Below are 25,680 nucleotides of genomic sequence, written 5' to 3' on the forward strand. Positions count from 1 at the left end.
GTCCCCGGGCCCCGTGGGACGCCGTCCGCACCCGGCTACGCTCGCGTCCATGACGGAACGCGCCACCGGCCCCGCCGCGCCCCACGAGTCCCGCCGCGCCCCCGGTCCCGACCGGGACGCCGGGGTCGTGGTCGTCGTCGCGGGCGCCCTGTACGACCGGGGACGTCTGCTCGCCGCGCGGCGCAGCGCCCCCGCCGACCTGGCCGGCCGCTGGGAACTGCCCGGCGGCAAGGTCGAACCGGGCGAGTCCCCGGAGGAGGCCCTGGTCCGGGAGCTCCGGGAGGAGCTGGGCGTGGAGGCCGAACCGGGGGAGCGCATCCCCGGCGAGTGGCCGCTGAAGCCCGGGTACGTGCTGCGCGTGTGGACCGCCCGCCTGCTCTCCGGCGAGCCGCGCCCCCTGGAGGACCACGACGAACTGCGCTGGCTCGCCCGGCCCGAGGTGGACTCGGTCGACTGGCTCGATCAGGACCGTCCCGCCGTCGCGGAAGCCGCGCTGAGGCTCCCGGCCGTGCCCTCCCGAGGAGCACGGAACTGAGCCCCTACGCCGTTCGTGCCACCGTGCGCCCGCAGCCGCCCCCCGGTGGGATAACGTGCACTGAATGGTGGGTATGTACCCATTGATCCCTCGCAAGAGGACGTGGGCCCTCCGCTGCCGTACGGCTGGGGAAGTGATCGGGTGTGATCGGCACCGACGGCCATCGGGCCGAGTGGAACTTCCCGGCGGAGGCGGACGCCGTGCGCACGGCCCGCCACGCGGTGCGCGAGACCCTGCGGGCCTGGGAACTCGACGCCGTCCTCGGCGACGTGACCGTCCTGCTGGTCAGCGAGCTGGTGACCAACTCCCTGCGGTACGCCTGCGGTCCCATCGGGGTCCGGCTGGCCCGGCTCCCCCCGGGCGGCACCGACGCGACGCGCGCACCGGCGCTCCTCGTGGAAGTCTCCGATCCGCTTCCGGAACCGCCGACCACCCGGGCCCCGGGACCCGACGACGAGGGGGGACGGGGCCTCGGCCTCGTGGCGTGCACCGCGCGCCGCTGGGGTACCCGCAAGGGAACGACCGGCAAAACCGTATGGTTCGAGCTGGCTCTCCCTGGTGAGTAAAGAGGGAGGGACGACGATCACCGGTACTCGGAGCGGGACCACCGGGACCACCCTGTGATCGTGGACGTCGCGCCACCGGGACTCGCCGCATCGCACACCGCGGGGACGGCCGGTCCGGTGCGGTGAGCTGGAGGGGACGGTCGCGTGAGCGAAATACCTGGGACGGCGGGCGGCGTCGTGTGGCAGAGCGGCACGCCCGGCTCTCTCTACGACTACATCCGCGTGGCCTCCTTCTCGATCGGTCCGGACGGACGGGTCGAGCAGTGGAGCCGGAGGGCCGCGGAGCTCTTCGGGGTCACCGCGGAAGAGGCCGTGGGCAAGGACCCCGTGGAGGCGTTCATGCCCGCCGACCTGCATGAACGCGGCTACCAGCAGGTCAAGGAGATCCTCGACGGCGAGGAGTGGACGGGCCTCGTCCCCTTCCGGGCGCCCGGTGAGGAAGAGCCCCACGGCATGGCCGAGATGTACGTCATGCCGAGCGAGACCCGGACCGGGGAGCGGGCCGCGCTGTGCGTCGTCGTCGACGTGCGCGCCCTCCGCCGCATCGAGACCGACCTCGCCGCCTCCCAGGCGATATTCGGCCAGTCCCCCTTCGGTTTCCTCCTCTTCGACACCGATCTCACCGTGAAGCGGGCCAACCGGCGCTTCGCCACCGTCTTCGGCGGCGAGGCCGACGACCACCGGGGCCGTACCGTCCGCGACTACCTCGGCCGGTCCGAGGCCGAACGGATGACCGCCGCCCTCCGGCGGGTCCTGGAGACCGGGGAATCCGTCACCGACCTGCGCGTCGTCGGCGCCGCCCCCGGCGCCAGGGACCGCCGCCACTGGTCCGTCAACCTCTACCGGGTGCACAGCGGATCCGGCCGCCCGATCGGCGTCGCGGGCCTCGGCATCGACATCACCCGCCGCCACAACGCGGCCAGGGAAGCCGCCAGCGCCCGGCGCAACCTGGCCCTCCTCAACCAGGCGGGCGCCCGCATCGGCAACTCCCTCGACCTGGAGGCCACCGCCCGTGAACTCCTCGACGTCGCCGTGCCCGGCTTCTGCGACCTCGCGTCCGTCGACCTCTACCAGACCCTGCTGACCGGTGACGAGGCACCGCCCGGCCGGTGGGGGAGCCCCCACGACGCCGGCCACGGGGCCGGCAGCGCCGAACTCCGCCGGGTCGCCTTCGCCAGCGCCGTCTCCGACACCCCCCTCCGGAGCGACGGGGGGCACGCGCCGGACGGCCGGCCCGGGACCGTGCCCGTCGAGGTCGGGTCCGTCCACCGCTACCCCTTCAACTCCCCGTACGCCGGGGCCCTCCGCACGGGCCGGATCCGTACGGTGCCGGGCGCCGACGGCGATCTCGCGCAGTCCACCCTCGTCGTCCCGATGACCGCCCACGAGACGGTCATCGGCCTCGTCCAGTTCTCCCGCGCCAAGGGCAGCGAACCCTTCGGCCAGCGCGACCGGGCCCTCGCCGCCGAACTCGCCGCCCGCGCCGCCGTCTGCATCGACAACGCCCGCCTCTACCGCCGCGAGCACGAGCGGGCCCTGATCCTCCAGCGCAGCCTGCTCCCGCCCGGCGACCCCGAGGCCGCGGGGCTCGACATCGCCTGTCGCTACCTCCCCGGCACCGACGCCACCGAGGTCGGCGGCGACTGGTTCGACGTCATCGAACTCCCCGGCCACCGCACCGCCCTCGTCATCGGGGACGTCATGGGCCGCGGCCTGCGCGCCGCCGTCGCCATGGGCGAACTGCGCACCGCCGTCCGGACCCTCGCCCAACTCGACCTGGAACCGGCCGAGGTCCTCTCCCACCTGGACGAGATCGCCTGCGGCCTCGGCGCGCCGATCGGCGCCCAGCAGTCCCGCGCGCACAAGTCGCGCGGCCCCGAACTCTCCGAGGTCTACCTCGCCACCTGCGTCTACGCCGTCTACGACCCGGTCACCCGCCGCTGCACCTTCGCCAACGCCGGGCACCTGCCGCCGGTCCTGGTGGAGCCCGGCAAGGCGGCCGCCCTGGTCGACGTGCCCCCCGGGGTACCGCTCGGGGTCGGCGGCGAGCCCTTCGAGGAGGTCGAGGTCGAGCTGCCGGAGGGCGCCCTCCTCGCCCTCTACACCGACGGTCTCGTCGAATCCCGCGACCACCCCCTGGACGAGGGCCTCGGCGCCTTCCGGCGCGTCCTCACCGATCCCGCCCGCCCCCTGGAGGACGTCTGCGACCGGGTCCTCACCAGCCTGAACACCGGACACGGCGAGGACGACATCGCCCTTCTCATGGCGAGGGTCCAGGGGCTGCCCGGCGAGGCGGTCGGCGACTGGCGGCTGCCCAGGGAGCCCCGTTCGGTCGGCCGGGCCCGCGAACTCGCCCGCGCCCAGCTCGCGGCCTGGGGCCTCGAACCGCTCGTCGACACCGTCGAACTCCTCGTCAGCGAACTCGTCACCAACGCGCTGCGCTACGGCGAGGGGGAGATCCGGCTGCGTCTGCTGCGCGACCGCACCCTGGTCTGCGAGGTCTGGGACGCGGGGCTGGTCCAGCCCCGCCGCCGCCGGGCCCGGGACACCGACGAGGGCGGCCGGGGCCTCCAGCTCGTCGGACTGCTCAGCTCCTCCTGGGGCGCGCGCCGCACCCCGCGCGGCAAGACCGTCTGGTTCGAACTGGCCCTGCCGGACGGCGAGGGGGACCGGGAGCCCACGGTGGAACAGCTCCTCAGCATGTTCTGAGCGCCCCGGCGGAGCGACCGCCGGGACGCGTACGTGCGCCCCCGCGCGTACGGCCCCGGGTCACTCCTCGGGCGCCGCCGGGCGGCCCCCGCTCCCGGCGCGCCTCGCCCCGGGAGCGGTTCGGCTCACTGCCAGGGCCGGGTGCGTCGAGGTTCTTCAGGGCGTCCGCCCTGCGGTTCCGCGCCGTCGCGGTCCACGCCCGACCCGCGCTCCCGCGCGTCCGCCGGGGCCTCGCCGGCGGTCCGCCCCGGGGCCCGCAGCCGGTCGAAGGGCCCGGCCTGGGAGTCGAGCCGCTCGTTCGCCTCCGCGCAGCACCGGAGGATCTCCTCCAGCAGGGCCCGGCGGGTCGCGTCGTCCCCGGGGGAGGCGCCGTCCAGTCCCCGCCGCAGCCGGAACGAGGCCGCCAGCCGCTCCCCGGCGAAGTCGACGGCCTCGGCGAACGGCCGGACCGCCTCCTCGCCGAACCGGGCCGACGCGGGACCCAGCTCCTCCCGGCCGGCGCGGACGGCTTCGCCGGTGGCGGCCAGGGCCCGGCGGGCCCGTCCGTCCAGCTCGTCCAGGGACGGCGGCGCGGGCCCCTTCGGCGGCCCCCAGCCCTGTCCGTCCCGAGGGGTGGTGCGGGTCCGGATCCGCCGGCGCCGCTCGGCGTACGTGTACGCGCCCACGGCACCGGCGCCGACGACCAGCACCACGGGCAGGATCAGGTCGGAGGCGGAGGTGCCGTCCGTGCCGCCGGGGCCGGCGGCGCGGGCGCCGGGCGCGGCGGGGACGACGAGCCACCACACCGCCACCAGTACCGCGAAGAGGGCTCGGGGGGCTGTTCGCGTCACAAGAGTGAGGTTATGTCCGGGTATGTCGGCCCGCGATCGGGCTATCCGCCCGGAGCCGGTGCCGGGCGGGCACCCTCCGGTGGCGGCACCCGGGAGCCGGACCCGCACGGCCGGGGTGCCCGTCCCCCCTCCCGCCGCCCGCCCGTCCTCGCCGACCGGCCACCCTCCCCGCCCCCGTCGACCGGCCACCCCCGCCCGTCCCGCCTCCCGTTCCGCCGCACGAGTGGCGTTTTCCGGCCACCCGGCCCCGCCTTCCTGGCTGGATTCCTTCCTTCCTTTTCAGTGGATGAGCAGGAGGTGTGATCATCTCCAAATGGAATGAATCTGGACGAAGGGGTACAAGTCATGTCCCAGATCGGCGCCCCTCGCGGGGGGACATGCCCCAGGAGCCCCCGCTCCCGCACGCTCCGCACCGTCGCCGCCCTCACCAGCGCCGTCCTCGGCGTCAGCGTCCTCGCCGGATGCAGCTCCGACGACGAGGACGGCGGGGCCCCGGCCGCCGCCCAGGACAACGCGCCCGCCGCCCGCGACCGGGTCGCCGACGGCGGCACCCTGCGCTGGGCCGTCGACGCGGCCCCCGCCACCCTCAACGCCTTCCAGGCCGACGCCGACGGCGCCACCTCCCGCATCGCCGGGGCCGTGCTCCCCGCCCTCTACACCCTCGACCAGCGGGGCAGGCCGCAGCGGAACCCCGACTACCTGGAGTCCGCGCAGGTCATCGAGGTCGAGCCCAAGCAGGTCGTCCTCTACAAGCTCAACCAGCAGGCGGTGTGGAGCGACGGCCGCGAGATCGGGGCGCCCGACTTCGTCGCCCAGTGGCGGGCCCTGAGCGGTCGCGACACCGCGTACTGGACCGCCCGGAACTCCGGCTACGAGCGGATCGAGAAGATCGAGCGCGGCAAGAACGACCTGGAGGTCCGGGTCACCTTCTCCAAGCCGTACGCCGACTGGCAGTCCCTCTTCACCCCCCTCTACCCGAAGCAGGTGATGGGGTCCCCGGCCTCCTTCAACGACGGGGCGCGCACCGCCCTGAAGGCCACCGCCGGACCGTTCCTGCTGAAGTCGGTCGACCGCGAGACCGGTGACGTGACCCTCGCCCGCAACCCCCGCTGGTGGGGGCAGCCCGCCAAGCTCGACAGCGTCGTCCTCAGGGCCGTCCCCCGCTCCGAGCGGGCCGACGCCCTCGCGGCCGGCGCGCTCGACCTGGCCGACATCGACGGCTCCACGGCCGGGCGGATCGCCCTCGCGCTCCGGGACGCGCGCGCCGGGCGGAACGGCGCGCAGGCCGCCCTCGCCCACGGCCCCGGCTCCTCGATCACCCCCTCCCAGGCCCTGAAGTCCTGGGCCCTCGCCCACGGCTCCGACGAGGAGCGGGCCGCGGAGGTCAGGGCGGCCCGCGCGAAGAACCAGGAGGCGATCGCCCGGTACGCGAGCGCGCAGGACGGCCTGGCGAAGTACGTGGTCCGCAAGTCCCTGGAGCCCGCCTACACCCAGCTCTCCCTGAACGGCGAGTCCGGGCCGCTCTCCGACGAACGGGTGCGGCGCGCGGTGGCCCGCGCCATCGACCGCCGGGAGCTGGCCGAGTCCGTGCTCAAGCCCCTCGGTCTCCCGGCGGAGCCCCCCGGCAGCCACCTGGCCCTCGCCGGGCAGGCGGCGTACGCGGACGGCAGCGACGCCCTCGGCGGCCAGGACGTCCAGGAGGCACGGGCGCTCCTCGCCGACGCGGGCTGGGTCCCGGGCGGGGCGGCCAGGAAGCAGGCCGGCACGAAGGCGGGCAGCGAGGCCGAGAAGGACGCGGCGGAGAAGGCCCGCAAGGACGCGGAGAAGGCCGACGGGGGCGCGGGGGAGGAGACCGGCGGGGACAGGGCCGCCGGCACCGTCACCGCCACCCCCACCGGTGCCGGGAAGAAGAGCGGCGACGTCCCCTCCGACGAGGGCCTCTACATCGTCGGCGACGACAAGCCGGGCGACCGCCCGGCCGCCCCCGTCCCCGCCGTCCCCGCCGATGACGTTCCCGGGAGCGGCACCCACGTCCTCGCCCCCGCGCCCGCCGCCGCCCGCCAGAGCGCCGCCCTCTACGCCCGCGCCGAGGCCCTCGACACCGGTACGGGCTCCGCCGCGCGGGCCGGGGCCCGGCCCGTCGCCGGGTCCGACCGGGGGATGGCAGGGGCCTACGCCCCGCGCGGCACCGCCGCTCCCGTGGCCGTGCCCGGAGCCGGCCAGGCCCTCGGCAAGGACGGCAAGGCGCTCAGCCTCCGCTTCGTCCTGCCGTCCGGGCCGGGCTCCGAGTCGCTGCGGGCGGTCGGGGACCGGGTCGTGCGGATGCTCGACGCGGTCGGCATCCGGACCGAGGTCACCAAGGTCTCCGACGAGAGCTTCTTCAAGGACCACATCGCCTCGGGCGACTACGACCTCGCCCTCTACTCCTGGCCCGCCTCCGCCTTCCCGGCGACCGACGCCCGGCCGATCTTCGCCAAGCCCGAGCCGGCCTCGGACGGCTCGCTCGTGGTCGAGCAGAACTACTCCCGCGTCGGCACCGACCGCATCGACCAGCTCTTCGACCAGGCGGCGGGCACGCTCGACGAGGAGGAGGCCCGCGAACTCGTGCGCCAGGCCGACGCCCGGATCTGGGCCGCGGCCGGCTCCCTCCCCCTCTACCAGCGCCCGCAGCTCGTGGCCGCCAGGGCCGACCTGGTGAACGCGGGGGCCTGGGGGTTCGCCGCCCCGCGCTACCAGGACATCGGCTTCAGGAAGAAGGAGACCCCCAAGGGCGCCGAACGAAACCGCTGAAACCGCTGAAAGCGCTGGAACCGCAGGTCAGAACCTCAGAATCCGCTCAACTTCCTTGCCCGCCGGCGACCCCGGCGGGCACGATCGCGACGGCCCCTTTGACCCGGTCGCACGGCCTTTCCCGCTCCTGCGGACCCCCCAGCGAAACCCCCCGTGAAACCCTCTCGGATTCCGGTCGGGGAAGCCCCTTGCGCGGCAGCCCCGTACCATGGACAGAGCCGTGGCGCGTCCGCCCGGCGGGCGTAAGAGGAACTGACGCCGATTCCCCCGAGCTGAGAGAAGCGCAAGCCACCCATGCCCACGCGCCACGACATCCGTAACGTCGCCATCGTCGCCCACGTCGACCACGGCAAGACGACCATCGTCGACGCCATGCTCAAGCAGGCCGGTGCCTTCGCCGCCCACCAGCAGCTCGACGACCGCATGATGGACTCGAACGACCTGGAGCGTGAGAAGGGCATCACGATCCTCGCCAAGAACACGGCGGTGAAGTACCACCCCAAGGACGGCGGGGCCCCGATCACGATCAACATCATCGACACCCCCGGCCACGCCGACTTCGGCGGCGAGGTCGAGCGCGGCCTGTCGATGGTGGACGCGGTCGTCCTCCTCGTGGACGCCTCCGAGGGCCCCCTCCCGCAGACCCGCTTCGTGCTGCGCAAGGCCCTCCAGCAGCGCCTGCCCGTCATCCTCTGCATCAACAAGACGGACCGCCCGGACTCCCGGATCGACGAGGTCGTCAACGAGACCTACGACCTCTTCCTCGACCTGGACGCGGACGAGGACCAGATCGAGTTCCCGATCGTCTACGCCTGCGGCCGTGACGGCGTCGCCTCGCTGACCAAGCCGGAGGACGGCACCGTCCCCGCCGACAGCGACAACCTGGAGCCGTTCTTCTCCACCATCCTGGAGCACGTCCCGGCCCCGACGTACGAGGAGGACGCGCCGCTCCAGGCCCACGTCACCAACCTCGACGCCGACAACTTCCTCGGCCGCATCGCGCTGCTCCGCGTCGAGCAGGGCGAGCTGCGCAAGGGCCAGACGGTCGCGTGGATCAAGCGGGACGGCACGATCTCCAACGTCCGCATCACCGAACTGATGATGACCGAGGCGCTCACCCGCAAGCCGGCCGAGGTGGCGGGCCCCGGTGACATCTGCGCCGTCGCCGGCATCCCCGACATCATGATCGGCGAGACCCTGGCCGACCCGGAGAACCCGGTCGCGCTGCCGCTGATCACGGTCGACCAGCCGGCCATCTCCATGACCATCGGCACCAACACCTCGCCGCTCGTCGGCCGCGGCGGCACCGGCAAGGGCGCGGACGCCAAGTCCGCCGTCAAGGACCGCAAGGTCACCGCCCGCCAGGTGAAGGACCGCCTGGACCGCGAGCTCATCGGCAACGTCTCGCTCCGCGTCCTGGAGACCGAGCGTCCCGACGCCTGGGAGGTCCAGGGCCGCGGCGAGCTGGCGCTCGCCATCCTGGTCGAGCAGATGCGCCGCGAGGGCTTCGAGCTGACCATCGGCAAGCCGCAGGTCGTCACCAAGATGGTCGACGGCAAGGTCCACGAGCCCGTCGAGCGCCTCACGGTCGACGTCCCCGAGGAGCACATGGGCGCGGTCACGCAGCTCATGGGCGTCCGCAAGGGCCGCATGGACAACATGTCGAACCACGGCTCCGGCTGGGTCCGCATGGAGTTCGTCGTCCCGTCGCGCGGCCTCATCGGCTTCCGTACGGAGTTCCTGACGCAGACCCGCGGCACGGGCATCGCCCACTCCATCCACGAGGGCCACGAGCCCTGGTTCGGCACGCTGACGACCCGCAACAACGGTTCGCTGGTCGCCGACCGGGCCGGCGCGGTCACCGGTTTCGCGATGACCAACCTCCAGGAGCGCGGCGTCCTGTTCGTCGAGCCCGGCACCGAGGTGTACGAGGGCATGATCGTCGGCGAGAACTCCCGCTCCGACGACATGGACGTCAACATCACCAAGGAGAAGAAGCTCACCAACATGCGCTCCTCCTCGGCCGACTCCTTCGAGGCGATCGTGCCGCCGCGCAAGCTCTCCCTGGAGCAGTCGCTGGAGTTCTGCCGCGACGACGAGTGCGTGGAGGTCACCCCGGAGGCCGTGCGCATCCGCAAGGTCGTCCTGGACCAGAAGGAGCGCGGCCGCTCGGCCTCGCGCGCCAAGAACGCCTGAACCGGGCCGGTTCCGCGTACCGGAGACGGACGGGAACGGACGAGCGCGGCCGGTGACGGCGGGGCGGATCACGCGAGCCCGTGACCCCCGCCGATCCCGGCCGGTACGACGCCGGTGACGAAGCCCGGGCCCCCACGGAAGCCGTGGGGGCCCGGGCTTTTCGGCGTCTTCCGTCAAGCTCATTTCGGCGGCCCGGTGTCCGGATACCGGTCATCGCTCTCCGGTACGTGCGTTAACGGTCCGTTTCGGGGGTGTCTGTCTGTGCTCAGTTTGTCCGGATTTCGGTATCCGGACAGATGGTGATGTTGTCAAACCGAGACCACTTAAGTGTGGTTTACGGCCCGGACGTACTTAATAGTTGGCTCCATTGAGCTCGGGTCAATGGGTCACGCACTGTGGGGAGTGCCGACTCACGAGCACACTCGGGGTACTTGGGTGCGAAGCCGTCAGGGGTGTCGGCGAAACCTGGAGTGCCCCCCTTGTAGTGACAAAGTGGACTCATGAGGAGGAACCCATGCGCGGTGCCAAGAGCGCCAAGTGGGTAACGGGCGCGATCATCGTTGCCCTTGCTGCGACCGCCTGTGGCGGGGGGAAGAGCGACGGCGGCAGTGACGCCAAGGGCGCTGTTGACCCGAACGGAATCTTCTCGGTGGAGCTGGGCGAGCCCGAGAAGCCGCTGTACACCGGTGACACGATGGAGTCCAACGGCTCCGCCGTCATGGCCGGCCTGTTCTCGACCCTGGTCGACTACAAGGCCGACGGCTCGCTGGAGATGATCAACGCCGAGTCCGTCACCACGCAGGACTCGAAGACCTGGACCGTCAAGCTCAAGCCGGGCTGGACCTTCCACGACGGCACCCCGGTGACCGCGAAGTCCTACGTGGACGCGTGGAACTGGAACGCCAACATCAAGAACGCCATGGGTCTGAACTCGTGGTTCGCCGACATCAAGGGCTTCGAGAAGCTCAGCCCGGCCGAGGAGGGCGCCAAGCCCACGGCCGACAAGCTGGACGGTCTGAAGGTCGTCGACGAGAACACCTTCACCATCGAGCTGTCGAAGCCGGTCCCGTACTTCTCGCACAAGCTCGCCTACATCGTCTTCGCGCCGCTCTCGGAGTCCTTCTACAAGGACCCCAAGGCCGCGGGTCAGAAGCCGGTCGGCAACGGTCCCTACAAGTTCAAGAGCTGGGACCACAAGAAGAAGATCGAGATCGTCCGCTTCGACGGCTACAAGGGCCCGAACAAGGCGAAGAACGGCGGTGTGGTCTTCAAGAACTACACCACCCTCGAGGCCGCGTACGAGGACCTGAAGTCGGGCAACGTCGACGTCCTGCGCCAGCTGGCCCCGAAGGACCTGCCGGTCTACCGCCAGGACCTCGGCGACCGCGCCGTGGACCAGGCGTACTCCGCCGTCCAGACCATGGCCGTCGCGTTCTACGCCGACCAGTGGAGCAAGCCCAAGCCGATCGACCCCAAGGTCATCCAGGGCCTCTCCATGGGCATCGACCGCGCCACGATCACCAAGACGGTGCTCCAGGGCACGCGTGAGCCCGCGTCGGGCTGGGTCGCGAAGGGCGTCCTGGGCTTCCAGGAGAACGCCGCGGGCGACGTCACCAAGTTCAACCCGGCGAAGGCCAAGGAGCTCATCGCGGCCGGCGGCGGCGTCCCCGGCAACAAGATCTCCATCCAGTTCAACGCCGACGGCGGCCACAAGGAGTGGGTGGACGCGGTCTGCAACTCCATCACCCAGTCCACGGGCGTCGCCTGTGTCGGTGACGGCAAGCCGGACTTCCAGGCCGACCTGACCGCTCGCAAGACGAAGCAGGTCAAGTCGTTCTACCGCTCCGGCTGGGTGCTCGACTACCCGGTGAACGCCAACTTCATCTCGGACCTGTTCCGTACGGGTGCGGCGGGCAACCAGGGCGGCTTCTCCAACAAGGACCTGGACGCCAAGATCGCCAAGGCGGACTCCGCTCCGACCCTGGACCAGTCGGTCAAGGAGTTCCAGGCCATCGAGAAGGACCTGGTCAACTACATGCCGTCCATCCCGCTCTGGTACTACAAGGTCAACGCGGGCTACTCCGAGAAGGTTTCGGGCGTGGCTTACGGTCAGGACGGCGACCCGATCCTGACCGGCGTCGAGGTCAAGAAGTAACCGTCCGAGCGTAGTCCGCACGCCGTCACGGGACTGACCGTCCGTCAGTCCCGTTCCGGCGCCTTACGCAGCGGCTGGGGGGCCCTTCCACGGCACCGTGCTGCCCGAATCCGGGTGGTACGTCGCGGGAGGGCCCTCGGCTGCGGCCGTCACATCTCAACGGAGGCATGATGGGGCGCTATGTCGCACGACGACTGCTCCAGATGATCCCGGTCTTCTTCGGGACAACCCTGCTGATCTTCCTCATGGTCTACAGCCTGCCCGGCGACCCCGTGGCCGGTCTGTTCGGCGACAAGGGGGCGTCCCCCGCGACCATCGCGGAGATCAGACACAAGCTCGGTCTCGACCAGCCGCTCCTGAAGCAGTACTGGGACTACATCAGTGGAATCATCTTCCACTTCGACTTCGGTACGCAGATCCGCAACGACCGGCCTGTGACCGAGGTGCTGGGGGACGCGTTCCCCGTCACCATCCAGCTGGCGGCCCTCGCCTTCGCCTTCGAGCTCGTCTTCGGTCTCGGCCTCGGCGTCATCTCCGGCCTCCGGGCCGGCCGCATGACCGACAACGCCGTCCTGATCTTCACCCTGCTGATCATGTCGATCCCGGTCTTCGTGCTGGGCTTCCTCATCAAGCTGGTGTTCGCCTTCCAGCTCGGTTGGATCGAACCGCTCGTCAGCAACGACCAGCTCCTGTCGGAGATGATCGCTCCCGCCGTCGTCCTCGGCGGTCTCTCCCTCGCCTACGTGGCGCGGCTCACCCGCACCTCCATGGCGGAGAACCTGAGGGCCGACTACATGCGGACCGCCGTCGCCAAGGGCCTGCCGCGGCGCCGCGTCATCGGTGTCCACCTCATGCGCAACTCGATGATCCCGGTCGTCACCTTCCTCGGCACGGACATCGGCGCCCTGATGGGCGGTGCGGTCGTGACCGAGAGCATCTTCAACGTCAAGGGTGTCGGTGGTCTGATCGCCGAGTCGATCACCCGTCGCGAGGGCAGCACGCTCGTCGGCCTCGTCACCGTCCTGGTGGTCGTCTACCTCGTCACCAGCCTGCTCATCGACCTGCTGTACGCGGTCCTGGACCCGAGGATCCGGTATGCCTGACGCGACCAAGACCACAGCCGCGACGGCGGTGGACGCCGTCACCACCCCTCCGGTGGAAGCGTCCGCCCCCCAGGGCAAGCCGGACAAGCCCCGCTCGCTCTGGGGCGACGCCTGGCGGGACCTGCGCCGCAACCCGTACTTCCTCGTGTCGTCGGTGCTGATCTTCTTCCTGCTGTTCATCGCCGCGTTCCCCAGTGTGTTCACCAGCGCCTCGCCCACGGCCGGCGACCTCGTCAAGCACTACGTCGGCAAGCCCGAACTCGGCAACATCGGTTCCCCCGGCTGGCTCGGCTACGACATCCAGGGCCGCTCCGTCTATGCCCGCCTGATCTACGGCACCCGCGCCTCGATCATCGTCGGCATCTGCGTCACCCTGATCGTCACCGTGATCGGCGGCGCCATGGGCATGATCGCCGGTTACTTCGGCGGCTGGGTGGACGCGGTCCTCTCCCGGGTCACCGACGTCTTCTTCGGCATCCCCTTCCTGCTCGGCGCGATGGTCATCCTGCAGGCGTTCGTCGAGCGGACCGTCTGGGTCGTCGTCTTCGCCCTCGCCTTCCTCGGCTGGACGCAGATGACCCGCGTCATGCGCGGCGCCGTGATCACGGTCAAGCAGGCCGACTACGTGCACGCCGCCAAGGCCCTCGGCGCCGGCACCGGCCGGATCCTCTTCCGGCACATCCTGCCCAACGCCATGGCGCCCGTGATCGTCGTCGCCACCATCGCGCTCGGCGGGTACATCTCGGCCGAGGCCACCCTGTCCTACCTGGGCCTGGGCCTCGCCGCCCCGACCATCTCGTGGGGCGTCGACATCTCCGCCGGTGTCCAGCAGATCCGTACGGCGCAGCACATCCTGCTGTACCCGTCGATCATGCTGAGCCTCACCGTTCTGGCGTTCATCATGCTCGGCGAAGCCGTCCGCAACGCCCTCGACCCCAAGCTGCGCTGAGGAGGGCGTAAAAGATGAGCATCATCGACAAGACCGCGGCCGTCCCCGCGCCACGCGACGGCGGCGACCACAACGGTCCGCTGCTCGAAGTGAAGGACCTCCACGTCGAGTTCCACACCCGCGACGGTGTGGCCAAGGCGGTCAACGGCGTCAACTACTCGGTGAACGCCGGCGAGACCCTCGCCGTCCTCGGCGAGTCCGGCTCCGGCAAGTCCGTCACGGCCCAGGCCGTCATGGGCATCCTGGACATGCCGCCCGGCAGGATCCCGCAGGGCGAGATCCTCTTCCGCGGCCAGGACATGCTGAAGATGTCCGAGGAGGAGCGCCGGAAGATCCGCGGCCAGAAGATCGCCATGATCTTCCAGGACGCGCTGTCCTCCCTCAACCCGGTCCTCAGCGTCGGCTACCAGCTCGGCGAGATGTTCCGGGTGCACCAGGGCCTGTCCAAGAAGGACGCCAAGGTCAAGGCCATCGAGCTGATGGACAAGGTCAAGATCCCCGCCGCCAAGGCGCGGGTCGGCGACTACCCCCACCAGTTCTCCGGCGGCATGCGCCAGCGCATCATGATCGCGATGGCGCTCGCCCTGGAGCCGGACCTGATCATCGCCGACGAGCCCACCACGGCCCTCGACGTGACCGTCCAGGCCCAGGTCATGGACCTCCTCGCGGAGCTCCAGCGCGAATACAACATGGGTCTGATCCTGATCACCCACGACCTCGGCGTCGTCGCCGACGTCGCGGACAAGATCGCCGTGATGTACGCGGGCCGGATCGTCGAGCAGGCGCCCGTGCACGAGCTGTACGGCCGCCCCGCGCACCCGTACACCCGAGGTCTCCTCGACTCGATCCCGCGCCTGGACCAGAAGGGCCAGGAGCTGTACGCGATCAAGGGCCTGCCGCCCAACCTGCTCCGCGTTCCCACCGGGTGCGCCTTCAACCCGCGCTGCCCCAGGGCCGAGGACATCTGCCGCACGGAGGTCCCGCCCCTGGCCCCGGTCACCGAGCAGGACGGCGCGGACCTCCCGGGCCGCAAGAGCGCCTGCCACTTCTGGAAGGAGACGATCCATGGCTGACATCGGCAAGAACGAAGAGGCCGTGGCCGCCGCCAACGAAGAGGCCGTGGTCGCCGCCATCGAGGCGCCCGTCGAGCGCGGCGAGCCCATCCTCCAGGTGCGCGGCCTGAAGAAGCACTTCCCGCTGACGCAGGGCATCCTGTTCAAGAAGAACGTCGGCGCGGTCAAGGCCGTGGACGGGGTCTCCTTCGACCTCTACCAGGGCGAGACCCTCGGCATCGTGGGCGAGTCCGGCTGCGGCAAGTCCACGGTCGCCAAGCTCCTGATGAACCTGGAGCGGGCCACCGCCGGCGAGGTCTTCTACAAGGGCCAGGACATCACCAAGCTGTCCGGGCGCGCCCTGAAGGCCGTCCGCCGCAACATCCAGATGGTGTTCCAGGACCCGTACACGTCGCTCAACCCGCGCATGACGGTCGGCGACATCATCGGCGAGCCCTTCGACATCCACCCCGAGACGGCCCCGAAGGGCGACCGGCGCCGCAAGGTGCAGGAGCTGCTCGACGTCGTCGGCCTGAACCCCGAGTACATCAACCGCTACCCGCACCAGTTCTCCGGCGGCCAGCGCCAGCGCATCGGCATCGCCCGCGGCCTCGCGCTCAACCCGGAGATCATCATCTGCGACGAGCCGGTCTCGGCCCTGGACGTCTCCGTCCAGGCGCAGGTCATCAACCTGATGGAGAAGCTCCAGGACGAGTTCAACCTCTCCTACCTCTTCATCGCGCACGACCTGTCGATCGTCCGGCACATCTCGGACCGCGTGGGCGTCATGTACCTCGGCAAGATGGCCGAGATCGGTACGGACGAGGAGATCTACGACCACCCGACGCACCCGTACACCCAGGCGCTGCTCTCCGCGGTGCCGGTGCCGGACCCGGAGGCCCGCGCGCACCGCGAGCGGATCATCCTCACCGGTGACGTCCCCTCGCCGGCGAACCCGCCGTCGGGCTGCAGTTTCCGCACCCGCTGCTGGAAGGCGCAGGAGAAGTGCGCCCAGGAGGTTCCCCTCCTCGCGGTTCCGGAGCGTTTCCAGGGCCAGGACACTCCCGCCGCCCACTCCTCGGCGTGCCACTTCGCCGAGGAGAAGCAGGTCGTCCCGGTGCACTGACACCCCCACTCGCTCCTCACGGCCGGCCCCCGGCGCCCCCCCGGCGCCGGGGGCCGGCCGTTTCGCGTGCCCTTCCCGCTCCCCGGCGGCGGTCCGAGCCGCCGTCGCACCGATGGACGCCGACAACATGCAGCCGTACGGCCCTGGGGTGATATTGGGTTCCTCGGTGCGAATCTGGACATACGGGAGGCACTTCATGCGCGGAGCCACGCACGCCAAGTGGGCCGCTCTGGCCACCGCGGTCGCCCTCGCGGCAACGGCCTGCGGCGGCGGCGACAGCGGCGGCGGCAGCGGGGCCGACGGCATCGTGTCCTCCTCGTGGGGCGACCCGCAGAACCCGCTGGAGCCCGCCAACACCAACGAGGTCCAGGGCGGCAAGGTCCTGTCGATGATCTTCCGGGGGCTCAAGCAGTACGACCCCAAGACCGGCGAGGCCAAGGACATGCTCGCCGAGAAGATCGAGACCACCGACTCGACCACCTTCGCCATCACCGTCAAGGACGGCTGGACCTTCTCCAACGGCGAGAAGGTCACCGCCAAGTCCTTCGTGGACGCCTGGAACTACGGCGCCCACCTGAAGAACAACCAGAAGAACGCCTACTTCTTCGGCCAGATCGAGGGCTACGACAAGGTCCACCCCGACAAGGGCGAACCCACCGCCGCGACCCTGTCCGGCCTCAAGATCACCGGCGAGCGCACCTTCACGGTCAAGCTCACCCAGAAGTTCTCCACCTGGCCCGTCACCCTCGGCTACGCGGCCTTCGCGCCCCTGCCGAAGGCGTTCTTCGACGACCGCTCCGGCTGGCTCGCGAAGCCGGTCGGCAACGGCCCGTACACCGTCGACTCCTACACCAAGGGCTCCCAGATGGCCCTGAAGAGGTGGGACGGCTACCCCGGCGACGACAAGGCGCAGAACGGCGGCGTGACCCTCAAGGTCTACACCGACAACAACACCGCCTACACCGACCTGATCGCCGGCAACCTCGACCTGGTGGACGACGTGCCCGCCGCCCAGCTCAAGAACGTCAAGGCCGACCTCGGCGACCGGTACATCAACGTCCCCGCCGGCATCATCCAGACCCTCGCCTTCCCGTTCTACGACCCGAACTGGAACAAGCCCGGCCAGGAGAAGCTGCGCCAGGGACTGTCACGGGCGATCGACCGCGACCAGATCACGCGGACGATCTTCCAGCAGACCCGCACCCCCGCCGTCGACTGGACCTCGCCCGTCCTCGGCGCGGACGGCGGCTACAAGAACGTCTGCGGCGACCTCTGCGCGTACGACGCGGCCGAGGCGAAGAAGCTCGTCGCCGAGGGCGGCGGCATCCCCGGCGGCACCCTGCGGATCACGTACAACGCCGACACCGGCAGCCACAAGGAGTGGGTGGACGCCGTCTGCAACTCCATCAACCGCGCCCTCGGCAACGACCGCGCCTGCGTCGGCAACCCCGTCGGCACCTTCGCCGACTACCGCGGCCAGGTCACCACGCAGAAGCTCAACGGCCCCTTCCGGGCCGGCTGGCAGATGGACTACCCGCTCATCCAGAACTTCCTCCAGCCGCTGTACTACACCAACGCCTCCTCCAACGACGGCAAGTACACGGACCCCGAGTTCGACAAGCTGGTGAACCAGGCCAACGCCGAGACCGACACCGCCAAGGCCGTCGGACTCTTCCAGAAGGCGGAGGAGGTCCTGCGCGACGACATGGGCGCCATCCCGCTCTGGTACCAGAACGGCAGCGCCGGCTACTCGGAGCGCCTGAGCAACGTGGCCCTGAACCCCTTCAGCGTCCCGGTCTACGACCGGATCAAGGTCGACTGACACCCGGGCATTCGTCCCACCCCCCCAGCAGGCCGGCGGCGCACGGCCCGGCCCGCGGACCCCCGCGCCGGGCCGTACGCCTTCCCGGACCCCTCTTCCCGGAGCCAACCCCCGGAGTCCCCCATGGGTCGTTATGTGATCCGGCGGCTGCTGCAGATGATCCCGGTCTTCTTCGGCGCCACGCTGCTGATCTTCCTGATGGTGAACGTGATGGGCGACCCCGTCGCCGGACTGTGCGGCGACCGCCAGTGCGACCCGGCGACCGCCGCCCAGCTCAAGAAGGAGTTCGGCCTCGACAAGCCGGTCTGGCAGCAATACCTGACCTACATGGGCAACGTCTTCACCGGCGACTTCGGCACGGCCTTCAACGGCCAGGAGGTCACCGAGCTGATGGCCGACGCCTTCCCGGTCACCATCCGCCTCACCGTCGTCGCCATCGTCTTCGAGATCGTCATCGGCATCAGCCTCGGCGTCCTCACCGGCCTCAAGCGCGGCCGCCCCGTCGACACCGGCGTACTGCTGCTCACCCTGGTCGTCATCTCCGTCCCGACCTTCGTCACCGGCCTGCTCGTCCAGCTCCTCCTCGGCGTCAAGTGGAACTGGATCGACCCCTCGGTCTCCGGCGGGGCCCCCTTCGACGAACTGATCGTCCCCGGCCTGGTCCTCGCCTCCGCGTCGCTCGCCTACGTCACCCGGCTCACCCGGACCTCGATCGCCGAGAACAAGCGCGCCGACTACGTCCGCACCGCCGTGGCCAAGGGCCTGCCCCGCCGCCGGGTCATCACCCGGCACCTGCTGCGCAACAGCCTCATCCCCGTGGTCACCTTCATCGGCACCGACATCGGCGCGCTCATGGGCGGCGCCATCGTCACCGAGCGGATCTTCAACATCCACGGCGTCGGCTACCAGCTCTACCAGGGCATCCTGCGCCAGAACACCCAGACCGTGGTCGGCTTCGTGACCGTCCTGGTGCTGGTCTTCCTGGTGGCCAACCTGCTCGTCGACCTCCTGTACGCCGTCCTTGACCCGAGGATCCGCTATGCCTGAGCTGCCCGAGCACCACGACGACGGTTCGGCCATCGCCTCGACCGGCGCCGGAAGCGCGACCGACCTCGCCATGTCCGAGGCCGAGACCCTGGAGAGGGCCCCCGGCGGCCCCGACGGCACCGGCCCCGACAGGAAACCCCGCTCCCTCTGGTCCGACGCCTGGCACGACCTGTGCCGGAACCCGGTCTTCATCGTCTCCGGCCTGATCATCCTCTTCCTGGTGGTCATCGCCGTCTGGCCGCAGCTCATCGCCGACGGCAACCCGCTGGACTGCGACCTCGCCAAGGCCCAGGAGGGCTCCCAGCCCGGCCACCCCTTCGGCTTCAACGGCCAGGGCTGCGACGTCTACACCCGTACGGTCTACGGGGCCAGGGCCTCCATCGAGGTCGGCGTCCTCTCCACCCTCGGCGTGACGCTCCTCGGCTCGGTCCTCGGCGGTCTCGCCGGCTTCTACGGCGGGGCCTGGGACGGCTTCCTCTCCCGGATCACCGACATCTTCTTCGCCATCCCCGTCGTCCTCGGCGGCCTGGTCCTCCTCTCCGTCATCAGCAACAACACCGTCTGGCCCGTCATCGGCTTCATGGTGCTGCTCGGCTGGCCGCAGATCTCCCGCATCGCCCGCGGCTCCGTCATCACCGCCAAGCAGAACGACTACGTCCAGGCCGCCCGCGCGCTCGGTGCCTCCAACTCCCGGATGCTGCTCCGGCACATCACGCCCAACGCCGTGGCCCCCGTCATCGTCGTCGCCACCATCGCCCTCGGCACGTACATCGCCCTGGAGGCGACGCTCTCCTTCCTCGGCGTCGGCCTCAAACCCCCCACCGTCTCCTGGGGCATCGACATCTCCGCGGCCTCGCCGTACATCCGCAACGCCCCGCACATGCTGCTCTGGCCGGCCGGCGCGCTGGCCGTCACGGTGCTCGCCTTCATCATGCTCGGCGACGCCGTCCGCGACGCCCTCGACCCCAAGCTGAGGTAGGGACCCATGCTGCTCGAAGTGCGCGACCTGCACGTGGAGTTCCACACCCGGGACGGGGTGGCCAAGGCGGTCAACGGCGTCGACTACTCGGTGAACGCCGGCGAGACCCTCGCCGTCCTCGGCGAGTCCGGCTCCGGCAAGTCCGTCACCGCCCAGGCCGTCATGGGCATCCTGGACATGCCGCCCGGCAGGATCACGCGGGGCGAGATCCTCTTCCGGGGCCAGGACCTCCTGAAGCTCAAGGAGGAGGAGCGGCGCAAGATCCGGGGCGCCGGAATGGCGATGATCTTCCAGGACGCGCTGTCCTCCCTCAACCCGGTCCTCAGCGTCGGCGACCAGCTCGGCGAGATGTTCCAGGCCCACCGGGGGATGTCGCGGAAGGACTCCCGGGCCAAGGCCGTCGAGCTGATGGACCGGGTCCGCATCCCCGCCGCGAAGGAACGCGTCGGCCAGTACCCCCACCAGTTCTCCGGCGGCATGCGCCAGCGCATCATGATCGCGATGGCGCTCGCCCTGGAGCCGGACCTGATCATCGCCGACGAGCCCACCACGGCTCTCGACGTGACCGTCCAGGCCCAGGTCATGGACCTCCTCGCGGAGCTCCAGCGCGAACTCGACATGGGGCTGATCCTGATCACCCACGACCTCGGCGTCGTCGCCGACGTCGCGGACAAGATCGCCGTGATGTACGCGGGCCGGATCGTCGAACAGGCCCCCGTCCACGAGATCTACAAGGCCCCCGCCCACCCCTACACCAAGGGCCTCCTCGAATCGATCCCGCGCCTGGACCAGAAGGGCCGGGAGCTGTACGCGATCAAGGGCCTGCCGCCCAACCTGCTGCACATCCCGTCGGGCTGCGCCTTCAACCCGCGCTGCCCGATGGCCCGGGACGTCTGCCGGACCGACGTGCCCCCGCTGTACGCGGTGACCGACTCCCCGGTGCCGCGCACCAGCGCCTGCCACTTCTGGAAGGAGTGCCTCCATGGCTGAGACGGCCGGAACGACCGCGACGGCCGGGACCGCCGGAAGGGGCGAGGCGATCCTGGAGGTCCGGGACCTCCACAAGCACTATCCGCTGACGCGGGGCATCCTCCTCAAGAAGCAGGTCGGCGCCGTCAGGGCGGTGGACGGGGTCGACTTCGACCTCGCCGCCGGCGAGACCCTCGGCATCGTCGGCGAGTCCGGGTGCGGCAAGTCGACCGTCGCGAAGATGCTGGTCAACCTGGAACGGCCCACGTCGGGAACCATCCGCTACAAGGGCGAGGACATCTCCAAGCTGTCCGGGCGCGCCCTGAAGGCCGTCCGCCGCAACATCCAGATGGTGTTCCAGGACCCGTACACGTCGCTCAACCCGCGCATGACGGTCGGCGACATCATCGGGGAACCGTACGAGATCCACCCCGAGGTCGCCCCCAAGGGCTCCCGCCGCAAGAAGGTCCAGGACCTCCTGGACGTCGTCGGCCTGAACCCCGAGTACATCAACCGCTACCCGCACCAGTTCTCCGGCGGCCAGCGCCAGCGCATCGGCATCGCCCGCGGCCTCGCCCTCCAGCCCGAGATCATCGTCGCGGACGAACCGGTCTCGGCCCTCGACGTCTCCGTCCAGGCCCAGGTCATCAACCTCCTGGACCAGCTCCAGTCCGAGTTCTCCCTGTCGTACGTCTTCATCGCCCACGACCTGTCCATCGTGCGGCACATCTCCGACCGGGTCGGCGTCATGTACCTCGGCCGGATCGTCGAGATCGGCTCCGACGCCCAGATCTACGACCACCCCACCCACCCGTACACCCAGGCGCTGCTCTCCGCCGTCCCCGTCCCGGACCCCGAGGCGCGCGCCCACCGCGAGCGGATCATCCTCACCGGCGACGTGCCCTCACCGGCGAACATCCCCTCCGGCTGCCGCTTCCGCACCCGCTGCTGGAAGGCCCAAGAACGCTGCGCCCTGGAGGTCCCGCTGCTGGCCGTTCCGGCCGTCTTCCGCCTCGTCGACTCCCCGGCCCACCACGACTCCGCCTGCCACTTCGCGGAGGAGAAGCACGTGGTGCCCGAGGAGAACCGGGTGGTCCCCGGCGGGAAGCCGGGGGACGGGGCCCCGGAGGCGGGGGCGGGGGCGGGGGCGGGGGCCGGGGGGAGCCACGAGGTCTCGCCGGAGGGCGGCGCCCCGGCCTCCGGAACGGACCGGGACGGGCCGCGCGCCGGGGAGGGCGGAGAGGCCCCGCGCGCCGGGGACGGCGGGGACACCTCGCGGGCCGAGGACGTCCCGCGCACCGGGGGCGAGGGGGAACACCCGCGCACCGGGAGCGAGGGGGAACACCCGCGCACCGGGGGCGAGGGGGAACACCCGCGCACCGGGGGCAGCCACATGATCTCGCCGGAGGACGACGCCCCGCACCGCGAAGCCCCCTGACCTCTTGCGACGCCTCTCGCCGGCCCGGCCCGGCCCGGCCCGGCCCGGCCCGATTCGATTCGATCCGGCCCGGCTCACTCCGCCCGACCCGACCCGACCCGATTCGGCCGACCTGGCCCGCTCCGCCCGGCTCGACCCGACTCGGCCGACCTCGATCGACCCGGCTCGCTCCGTCCGGTCCGCTCCGACCCGGCCCGGCGCACCCGCCGGGGCCCCGGCCCCCGCGCGCAGGCGCGGCCGGACGCGCGCCGCCGGGCCGGGCCGCCGGGATATGCGGAACCGCTTGTTTCGGCGGGGCGCGACCGTGAGTATCGGGGCCGTGACTGTGACACGCCCGGCACGTCTCACCGGCGCCGCGCTCTGCGCCGCGCTCGCCCTCGTCACCACCGTGTGGGTCCTCGAGGACCTCGCCGCGCTCGGCTCGCCCGCCGCTCTGGCGCGGTACTGGACCGGCGACGCCCCCGCCCTCCTCCGGGGCCGGCCCGCCACCTCCCCGCTGGACCCGGCGCTCCTCGCCGTCTCGGCGGCCACCGCCGTCGCCGCCCTCCGCGCGCGGCACGCCGCCGCCGCGCTCGCCGCCACCGGGGGCGTCACCCTCGCCCTGCGCCTGCCCGGCCTCTGGGCGCCCGGGAACGAGGCCCTCGTCACCACCCTCCTCGACCTGGCCCTCGCCACCGGCCTGGTCGCCGTCGCCCTCACCGGCCGCCCGGCGGACACCCCGTACGCGCCGCTCCCCACCCGCCCCCGGACCGCCGCCGCCGTCACCGCCGGGCTCCTGCTCCTGGCCGCCGGTCTCGCGACGGTCCTCCGGGAGCTGTACCGGGCCGTCGAACTGCCCCCGGAGGCCACCGTCGACCGGTTCACCGGCGGCCGGTCCGTCATCGGACCGGTCTTCGCGCCGCCTCCCGGCTGGCTGTCGGCGGTCCTCGCCGCGCTGTACGCCACGGCCGCCGTCTCCGCCCTCGCGCGGGCCCGCCACAGCCGCCCCCTCGGGCTGCTCGCCGGTGTGCTCCTGGCCGCCGGCGGCCTCGGCGGCACCGTACGGGCCGTCCGGTACGGGACGCTCGCCCACCTCGCGGACCTCCCCGCCGCGCACCGGGCGGACGTCCTGGCCTCCGTCCTCGGGCTGCTCGCCGGTCTCGCGGTGCTCGTCCTCCTCGCCGGGCGCGGCGTCCCCGACGCCCCCGGCCCGCGGCCGCGGGCCGGGACGCCGCACCCGGCCCCGCCGCGTCCGCCGCCGCCCGGCTGGTGACCCGCCCCGCCGGGCGCCCTCCGCCGCTTCCCTCCCGGGCGCGGGCACCGATACCGCCCGATCTCCCCGCAGGCGAGGAATTCGGCCAATCCGCAACGGTCGCGAACGGCACCCGCCGGGGGCGAGTCCGGCGCCCGCCGGACGCTCCCCGCCCGAGAACGCCCGGAAACGCCGGAAAACCGCCCCGGGCTCGGGGCGGACCGCCGGGGCCGTACGGTCCCCCGGGCGGGCTAAACCTTCCCCGGGGCGGCGGCGAGCCGTCACCGGGGCGCGGGGACGCGGCCGAAACCAGCACCGTGCGCCCCCCTCGTGCCTCCGTCCGCCGATCGATGCGATGGCACGGATAGTTATGATCCGTAGCGCTGGGTGGGTATGCATCCGACCGGCATGTGCTTCCTGCTCCTTGCCCGAACCGCTCCGGGCAATCCGACCGAAGAAGTCCGACCGAAGAAGTGTGGAGGTGAACCGCCGTGGCACTCTCGATCTCCGTGGTGGTGCTGCTGGCGATCGTCGTCTTCCTTCTGATCCGGAAATCCGGTCTGAAGGCGGGACACGCGGCGATCTGTGCGCTCCTGGGCTTCTACCTGGCGAGCTCGTCCATCGCCCCGTCCATCAGCACCCTCACGACGAACGTGGCGGGCATGATCGGCGGCCTCAAGTTCTGAGCCCGGCGCCCGCCGGTCCCGGCGCGCACCGGTCCTCCGTACGTGACGGCCCTCCTCCCGGTCCGACCTCGTAGGGTGGGGACATGTCCGATCTCCCCGCCCGCCGTCTGCTGCTGGTGCACGCGCACCCGGACGACGAGTCGATCAACAACGGCGTCACCATGGCCAGGTACGCGGCCGAGGGCGCCCTCGTCACCCTCGTCACCTGCACGCTCGGCGAGGAGGGCGAGGTCATCCCGCCCGGCCTCGCCCACCTGGCCCCCGACCGGGAGGACCGGCTCGGCCCGCACCGCGTCGGCGAACTCGCCGCCGCCATGGCCGAGCTGGGCGTCACCGACCACCGCTTCCTCGGCGGCCCCGGGCGCTTCCGCGACTCCGGGATGATGGGCGCCGAGCAGAACGGGCGGGACGGCGCCTTCTGGAGCACGGACGTCGACACCGCCGCCCCGTACCTCGTGGAAGTGATCCGCGAGACCCGCCCCCAGGTCCTGGTCACCTACGACCCCGACGGCGGCTACGGACACCCCGACCACATCCAGGCCCACCGGGTCGCCACCCGCGCCGCCGAGCTGGCCGCGGACCCCGCGTACCGCCCCGATCTCGGGCCGGCCCACCCGATCGCCAAGGTCTACTGGAACCGCGCCCCGCGCCCCGTCGTCGAGGCCGGTTTCGCCCGGCTCCGGGCCGAGGGTTCCGTCTTCCCGGCCGTCGCCGCCGTCGAGGACGTCCCCGGCGTGGTCGGCGAGGACCGGATCACCGCCGAGATCGCCGGGACCCCGGAGCACGCGGCCCGCAAACGTGCCGCGATGGCCGCGCACGCCACCCAAGTCGTGGTCGACGGACCCTTCTTCGCCCTCTCCAACGACCTGGGGCAGCCCCTCCTCACCACCGAGTACTACGAGCTGGTCCGGGGCGCCTCCGGTGCCCCCGCCGGCGAGCGCGAGACGGACCTCTTCGCGGGGGTGGCGGAATGAGCGCCTCCGCGAGGGGCCGCGCGGCGTCGTCCGGCGGGCCCGCCGCTCCCGCCGCCCCTCCGGACGCCGGTCTCCCGGTCCCCCGGACCGCCCGGTACGCCTGGTACGGCCTCCTCCTCGTCCTCGGCCTCCTCGTCGGAACCGCCGGGGCCCTCGTCCAGGCCGCCTGGCTCCCCGGCGGCCTGCTCCTCGCGCTCCTCGCCGCCACAGGCCTCTTCTACGGGGGACTGCGCGCCACCGGCACCCAGGCCGGCGTGGTCTGCGCGGGCGCCGGCTGGCTCCTCGCCGTCGTCCTGCTCGGCTTCGGACGGCCCGAGGGCGACGGGGTGTTCGGCGGAGGCGTCGGCGAGCTGCTCTTCCTCTTCGGAGGCATGGGCATCGCTGTGATGTGTGCCACGCTGCCCCGATTGCCGCGACCTCCCCGGTGAAAAGGAGGAGTTGAGGGCAGGGACGTCCCGACTTCGCCCGGATTGACCGTCGTCGGCAGCCCGGGGGTCGGGTGGGAGACGACGGCGGCCAGTAT

At 71.6% G+C, this 25,680-nt stretch carries 20 protein-coding genes; 19 read left to right on the forward strand and 1 reads right to left on the reverse strand.

What is annotated here, in order from left to right; genetic code table 11:
* The first annotated feature begins 49 nt into the window (after positions 1–49).
* From ACFYZY_RS14720 to ACFYZY_RS14730, 3 genes are all read left to right on the forward strand, one after another.
* Entirely contained in the window at positions 50–535 is a 486-nt protein-coding gene (locus ACFYZY_RS14720) for a (deoxy)nucleoside triphosphate pyrophosphohydrolase (protein ID WP_388693466.1), read from the forward strand.
* Between the two features lie 143 nt (positions 536–678).
* Positions 679–1,101 (forward strand): ATP-binding protein, encoded by a 423-nt coding sequence (locus tag ACFYZY_RS14725; RefSeq protein ID WP_388693467.1) that lies wholly within the window; start codon positions 679–681, stop codon positions 1,099–1,101.
* Between the two features lie 144 nt (positions 1,102–1,245).
* Complete coding sequence (locus ACFYZY_RS14730) at positions 1,246–3,810, forward strand: SpoIIE family protein phosphatase (protein WP_388693469.1); 2,565 nt, start codon at positions 1,246–1,248, stop codon at positions 3,808–3,810.
* A 125-nt stretch (positions 3,811–3,935) separates the two neighbouring features.
* Here the strand turns inward: ACFYZY_RS14730 and ACFYZY_RS14735 are convergent, their stop codons facing one another.
* Complete coding sequence (locus ACFYZY_RS14735; protein WP_388693471.1) at positions 3,936–4,640, reverse strand: hypothetical protein; 705 nt, start codon at positions 4,638–4,640, stop codon at positions 3,936–3,938.
* A gap of 345 nt (positions 4,641–4,985) precedes the next feature.
* Here ACFYZY_RS14735 and ACFYZY_RS14740 point away from each other — a divergent pair, with 345 nt between their 5' ends.
* The 16 genes from ACFYZY_RS14740 (at position 4,986) to ACFYZY_RS14815 (ending at position 25,585) form a co-directional block, all read left to right on the forward strand.
* Positions 4,986–7,430, forward strand: coding sequence for an ABC transporter family substrate-binding protein (locus tag ACFYZY_RS14740; RefSeq protein ID WP_388693472.1), 2,445 nt, complete (start codon positions 4,986–4,988; stop codon positions 7,428–7,430).
* A 294-nt stretch (positions 7,431–7,724) separates the two neighbouring features.
* A complete protein-coding gene (gene typA / locus ACFYZY_RS14745; protein WP_388693474.1) occupies positions 7,725–9,626 on the forward strand; it encodes a translational GTPase TypA in 1,902 nt (633 codons plus the stop codon).
* 514 nt (positions 9,627–10,140) lie between these two features.
* Positions 10,141–11,781 carry an ABC transporter substrate-binding protein gene (locus tag ACFYZY_RS14750; protein WP_388693476.1) on the forward strand — a complete coding sequence of 547 codons (1,641 nt, stop codon included), beginning with the start codon at positions 10,141–10,143 and terminating at the stop codon, positions 11,779–11,781.
* 170 nt (positions 11,782–11,951) lie between these two features.
* The gene (locus ACFYZY_RS14755; protein WP_388693609.1) at positions 11,952–12,884 is read left to right on the forward strand and encodes an ABC transporter permease; all 933 of its coding nucleotides are present in this window, start codon (positions 11,952–11,954) and stop codon (positions 12,882–12,884) included.
* Positions 12,877–13,833: an ABC transporter permease gene (locus tag ACFYZY_RS14760; protein ID WP_388693478.1), complete on the forward strand. Its 957-nt coding sequence runs from the start codon at positions 12,877–12,879 to the stop codon at positions 13,831–13,833. The genes ACFYZY_RS14755 and ACFYZY_RS14760 overlap by 8 nt, the downstream gene beginning before the upstream one ends.
* Positions 13,834–13,847: 14 nt before the next feature.
* Positions 13,848–14,906 (forward strand): ABC transporter ATP-binding protein, encoded by a 1,059-nt coding sequence (locus ACFYZY_RS14765; RefSeq protein WP_388693480.1) that lies wholly within the window; start codon positions 13,848–13,850, stop codon positions 14,904–14,906.
* Positions 14,899–16,011, forward strand: a complete 1,113-nt coding sequence (locus tag ACFYZY_RS14770) for an ABC transporter ATP-binding protein (protein WP_388693482.1) — start codon at positions 14,899–14,901, stop codon at positions 16,009–16,011. The genes ACFYZY_RS14765 and ACFYZY_RS14770 overlap by 8 nt, the downstream gene beginning before the upstream one ends.
* A gap of 196 nt (positions 16,012–16,207) precedes the next feature.
* Complete coding sequence (locus ACFYZY_RS14775) at positions 16,208–17,833, forward strand: ABC transporter substrate-binding protein (RefSeq protein ID WP_388693484.1); 1,626 nt, start codon at positions 16,208–16,210, stop codon at positions 17,831–17,833.
* Positions 17,834–17,956: 123 nt separating this feature from the next.
* Positions 17,957–18,880 (forward strand): ABC transporter permease, encoded by a 924-nt coding sequence (locus ACFYZY_RS14780; RefSeq protein WP_388693486.1) that lies wholly within the window; start codon positions 17,957–17,959, stop codon positions 18,878–18,880.
* Complete coding sequence (locus ACFYZY_RS14785; RefSeq protein ID WP_388693488.1) at positions 18,873–19,859, forward strand: ABC transporter permease; 987 nt, start codon at positions 18,873–18,875, stop codon at positions 19,857–19,859. Before ACFYZY_RS14780 ends, ACFYZY_RS14785 begins: the two co-directional genes overlap by 8 nt.
* 6 nt (positions 19,860–19,865) lie before the next feature.
* Positions 19,866–20,849 carry an ABC transporter ATP-binding protein gene (locus tag ACFYZY_RS14790; RefSeq protein ID WP_388693490.1) on the forward strand — a complete coding sequence of 328 codons (984 nt, stop codon included), beginning with the start codon at positions 19,866–19,868 and terminating at the stop codon, positions 20,847–20,849.
* Positions 20,842–22,266 carry a dipeptide ABC transporter ATP-binding protein gene (locus ACFYZY_RS14795; protein WP_388693492.1) on the forward strand — a complete coding sequence of 475 codons (1,425 nt, stop codon included), beginning with the start codon at positions 20,842–20,844 and terminating at the stop codon, positions 22,264–22,266. Before ACFYZY_RS14790 ends, ACFYZY_RS14795 begins: the two co-directional genes overlap by 8 nt.
* A 319-nt stretch (positions 22,267–22,585) precedes the next feature.
* Positions 22,586–23,518, forward strand: a complete 933-nt coding sequence (locus ACFYZY_RS14800) for a hypothetical protein (protein WP_388693493.1) — start codon at positions 22,586–22,588, stop codon at positions 23,516–23,518.
* 470 nt (positions 23,519–23,988) lie between these two features.
* Positions 23,989–24,183, forward strand: coding sequence for a hypothetical protein (locus ACFYZY_RS14805; protein ID WP_053640878.1), 195 nt, complete (start codon positions 23,989–23,991; stop codon positions 24,181–24,183).
* Positions 24,184–24,266: 83 nt separating this feature from the next.
* Complete coding sequence (mshB, locus tag ACFYZY_RS14810; RefSeq protein ID WP_388693495.1) at positions 24,267–25,157, forward strand: N-acetyl-1-D-myo-inositol-2-amino-2-deoxy-alpha-D-glucopyranoside deacetylase; 891 nt, start codon at positions 24,267–24,269, stop codon at positions 25,155–25,157.
* Positions 25,154–25,585, forward strand: a complete 432-nt coding sequence (locus ACFYZY_RS14815; RefSeq protein WP_388693497.1) for a DUF6113 family protein — start codon at positions 25,154–25,156, stop codon at positions 25,583–25,585. Before mshB ends, ACFYZY_RS14815 begins: the two co-directional genes overlap by 4 nt.
* Positions 25,586–25,680: the final 95 nt, after the last annotated feature.

Origin of the sequence: Streptomyces sp. NPDC001744, from assembly GCF_042892575.1 — a bacterium.
Lineage (GTDB): Bacteria > Actinomycetota > Actinomycetes > Streptomycetales > Streptomycetaceae > Streptomyces.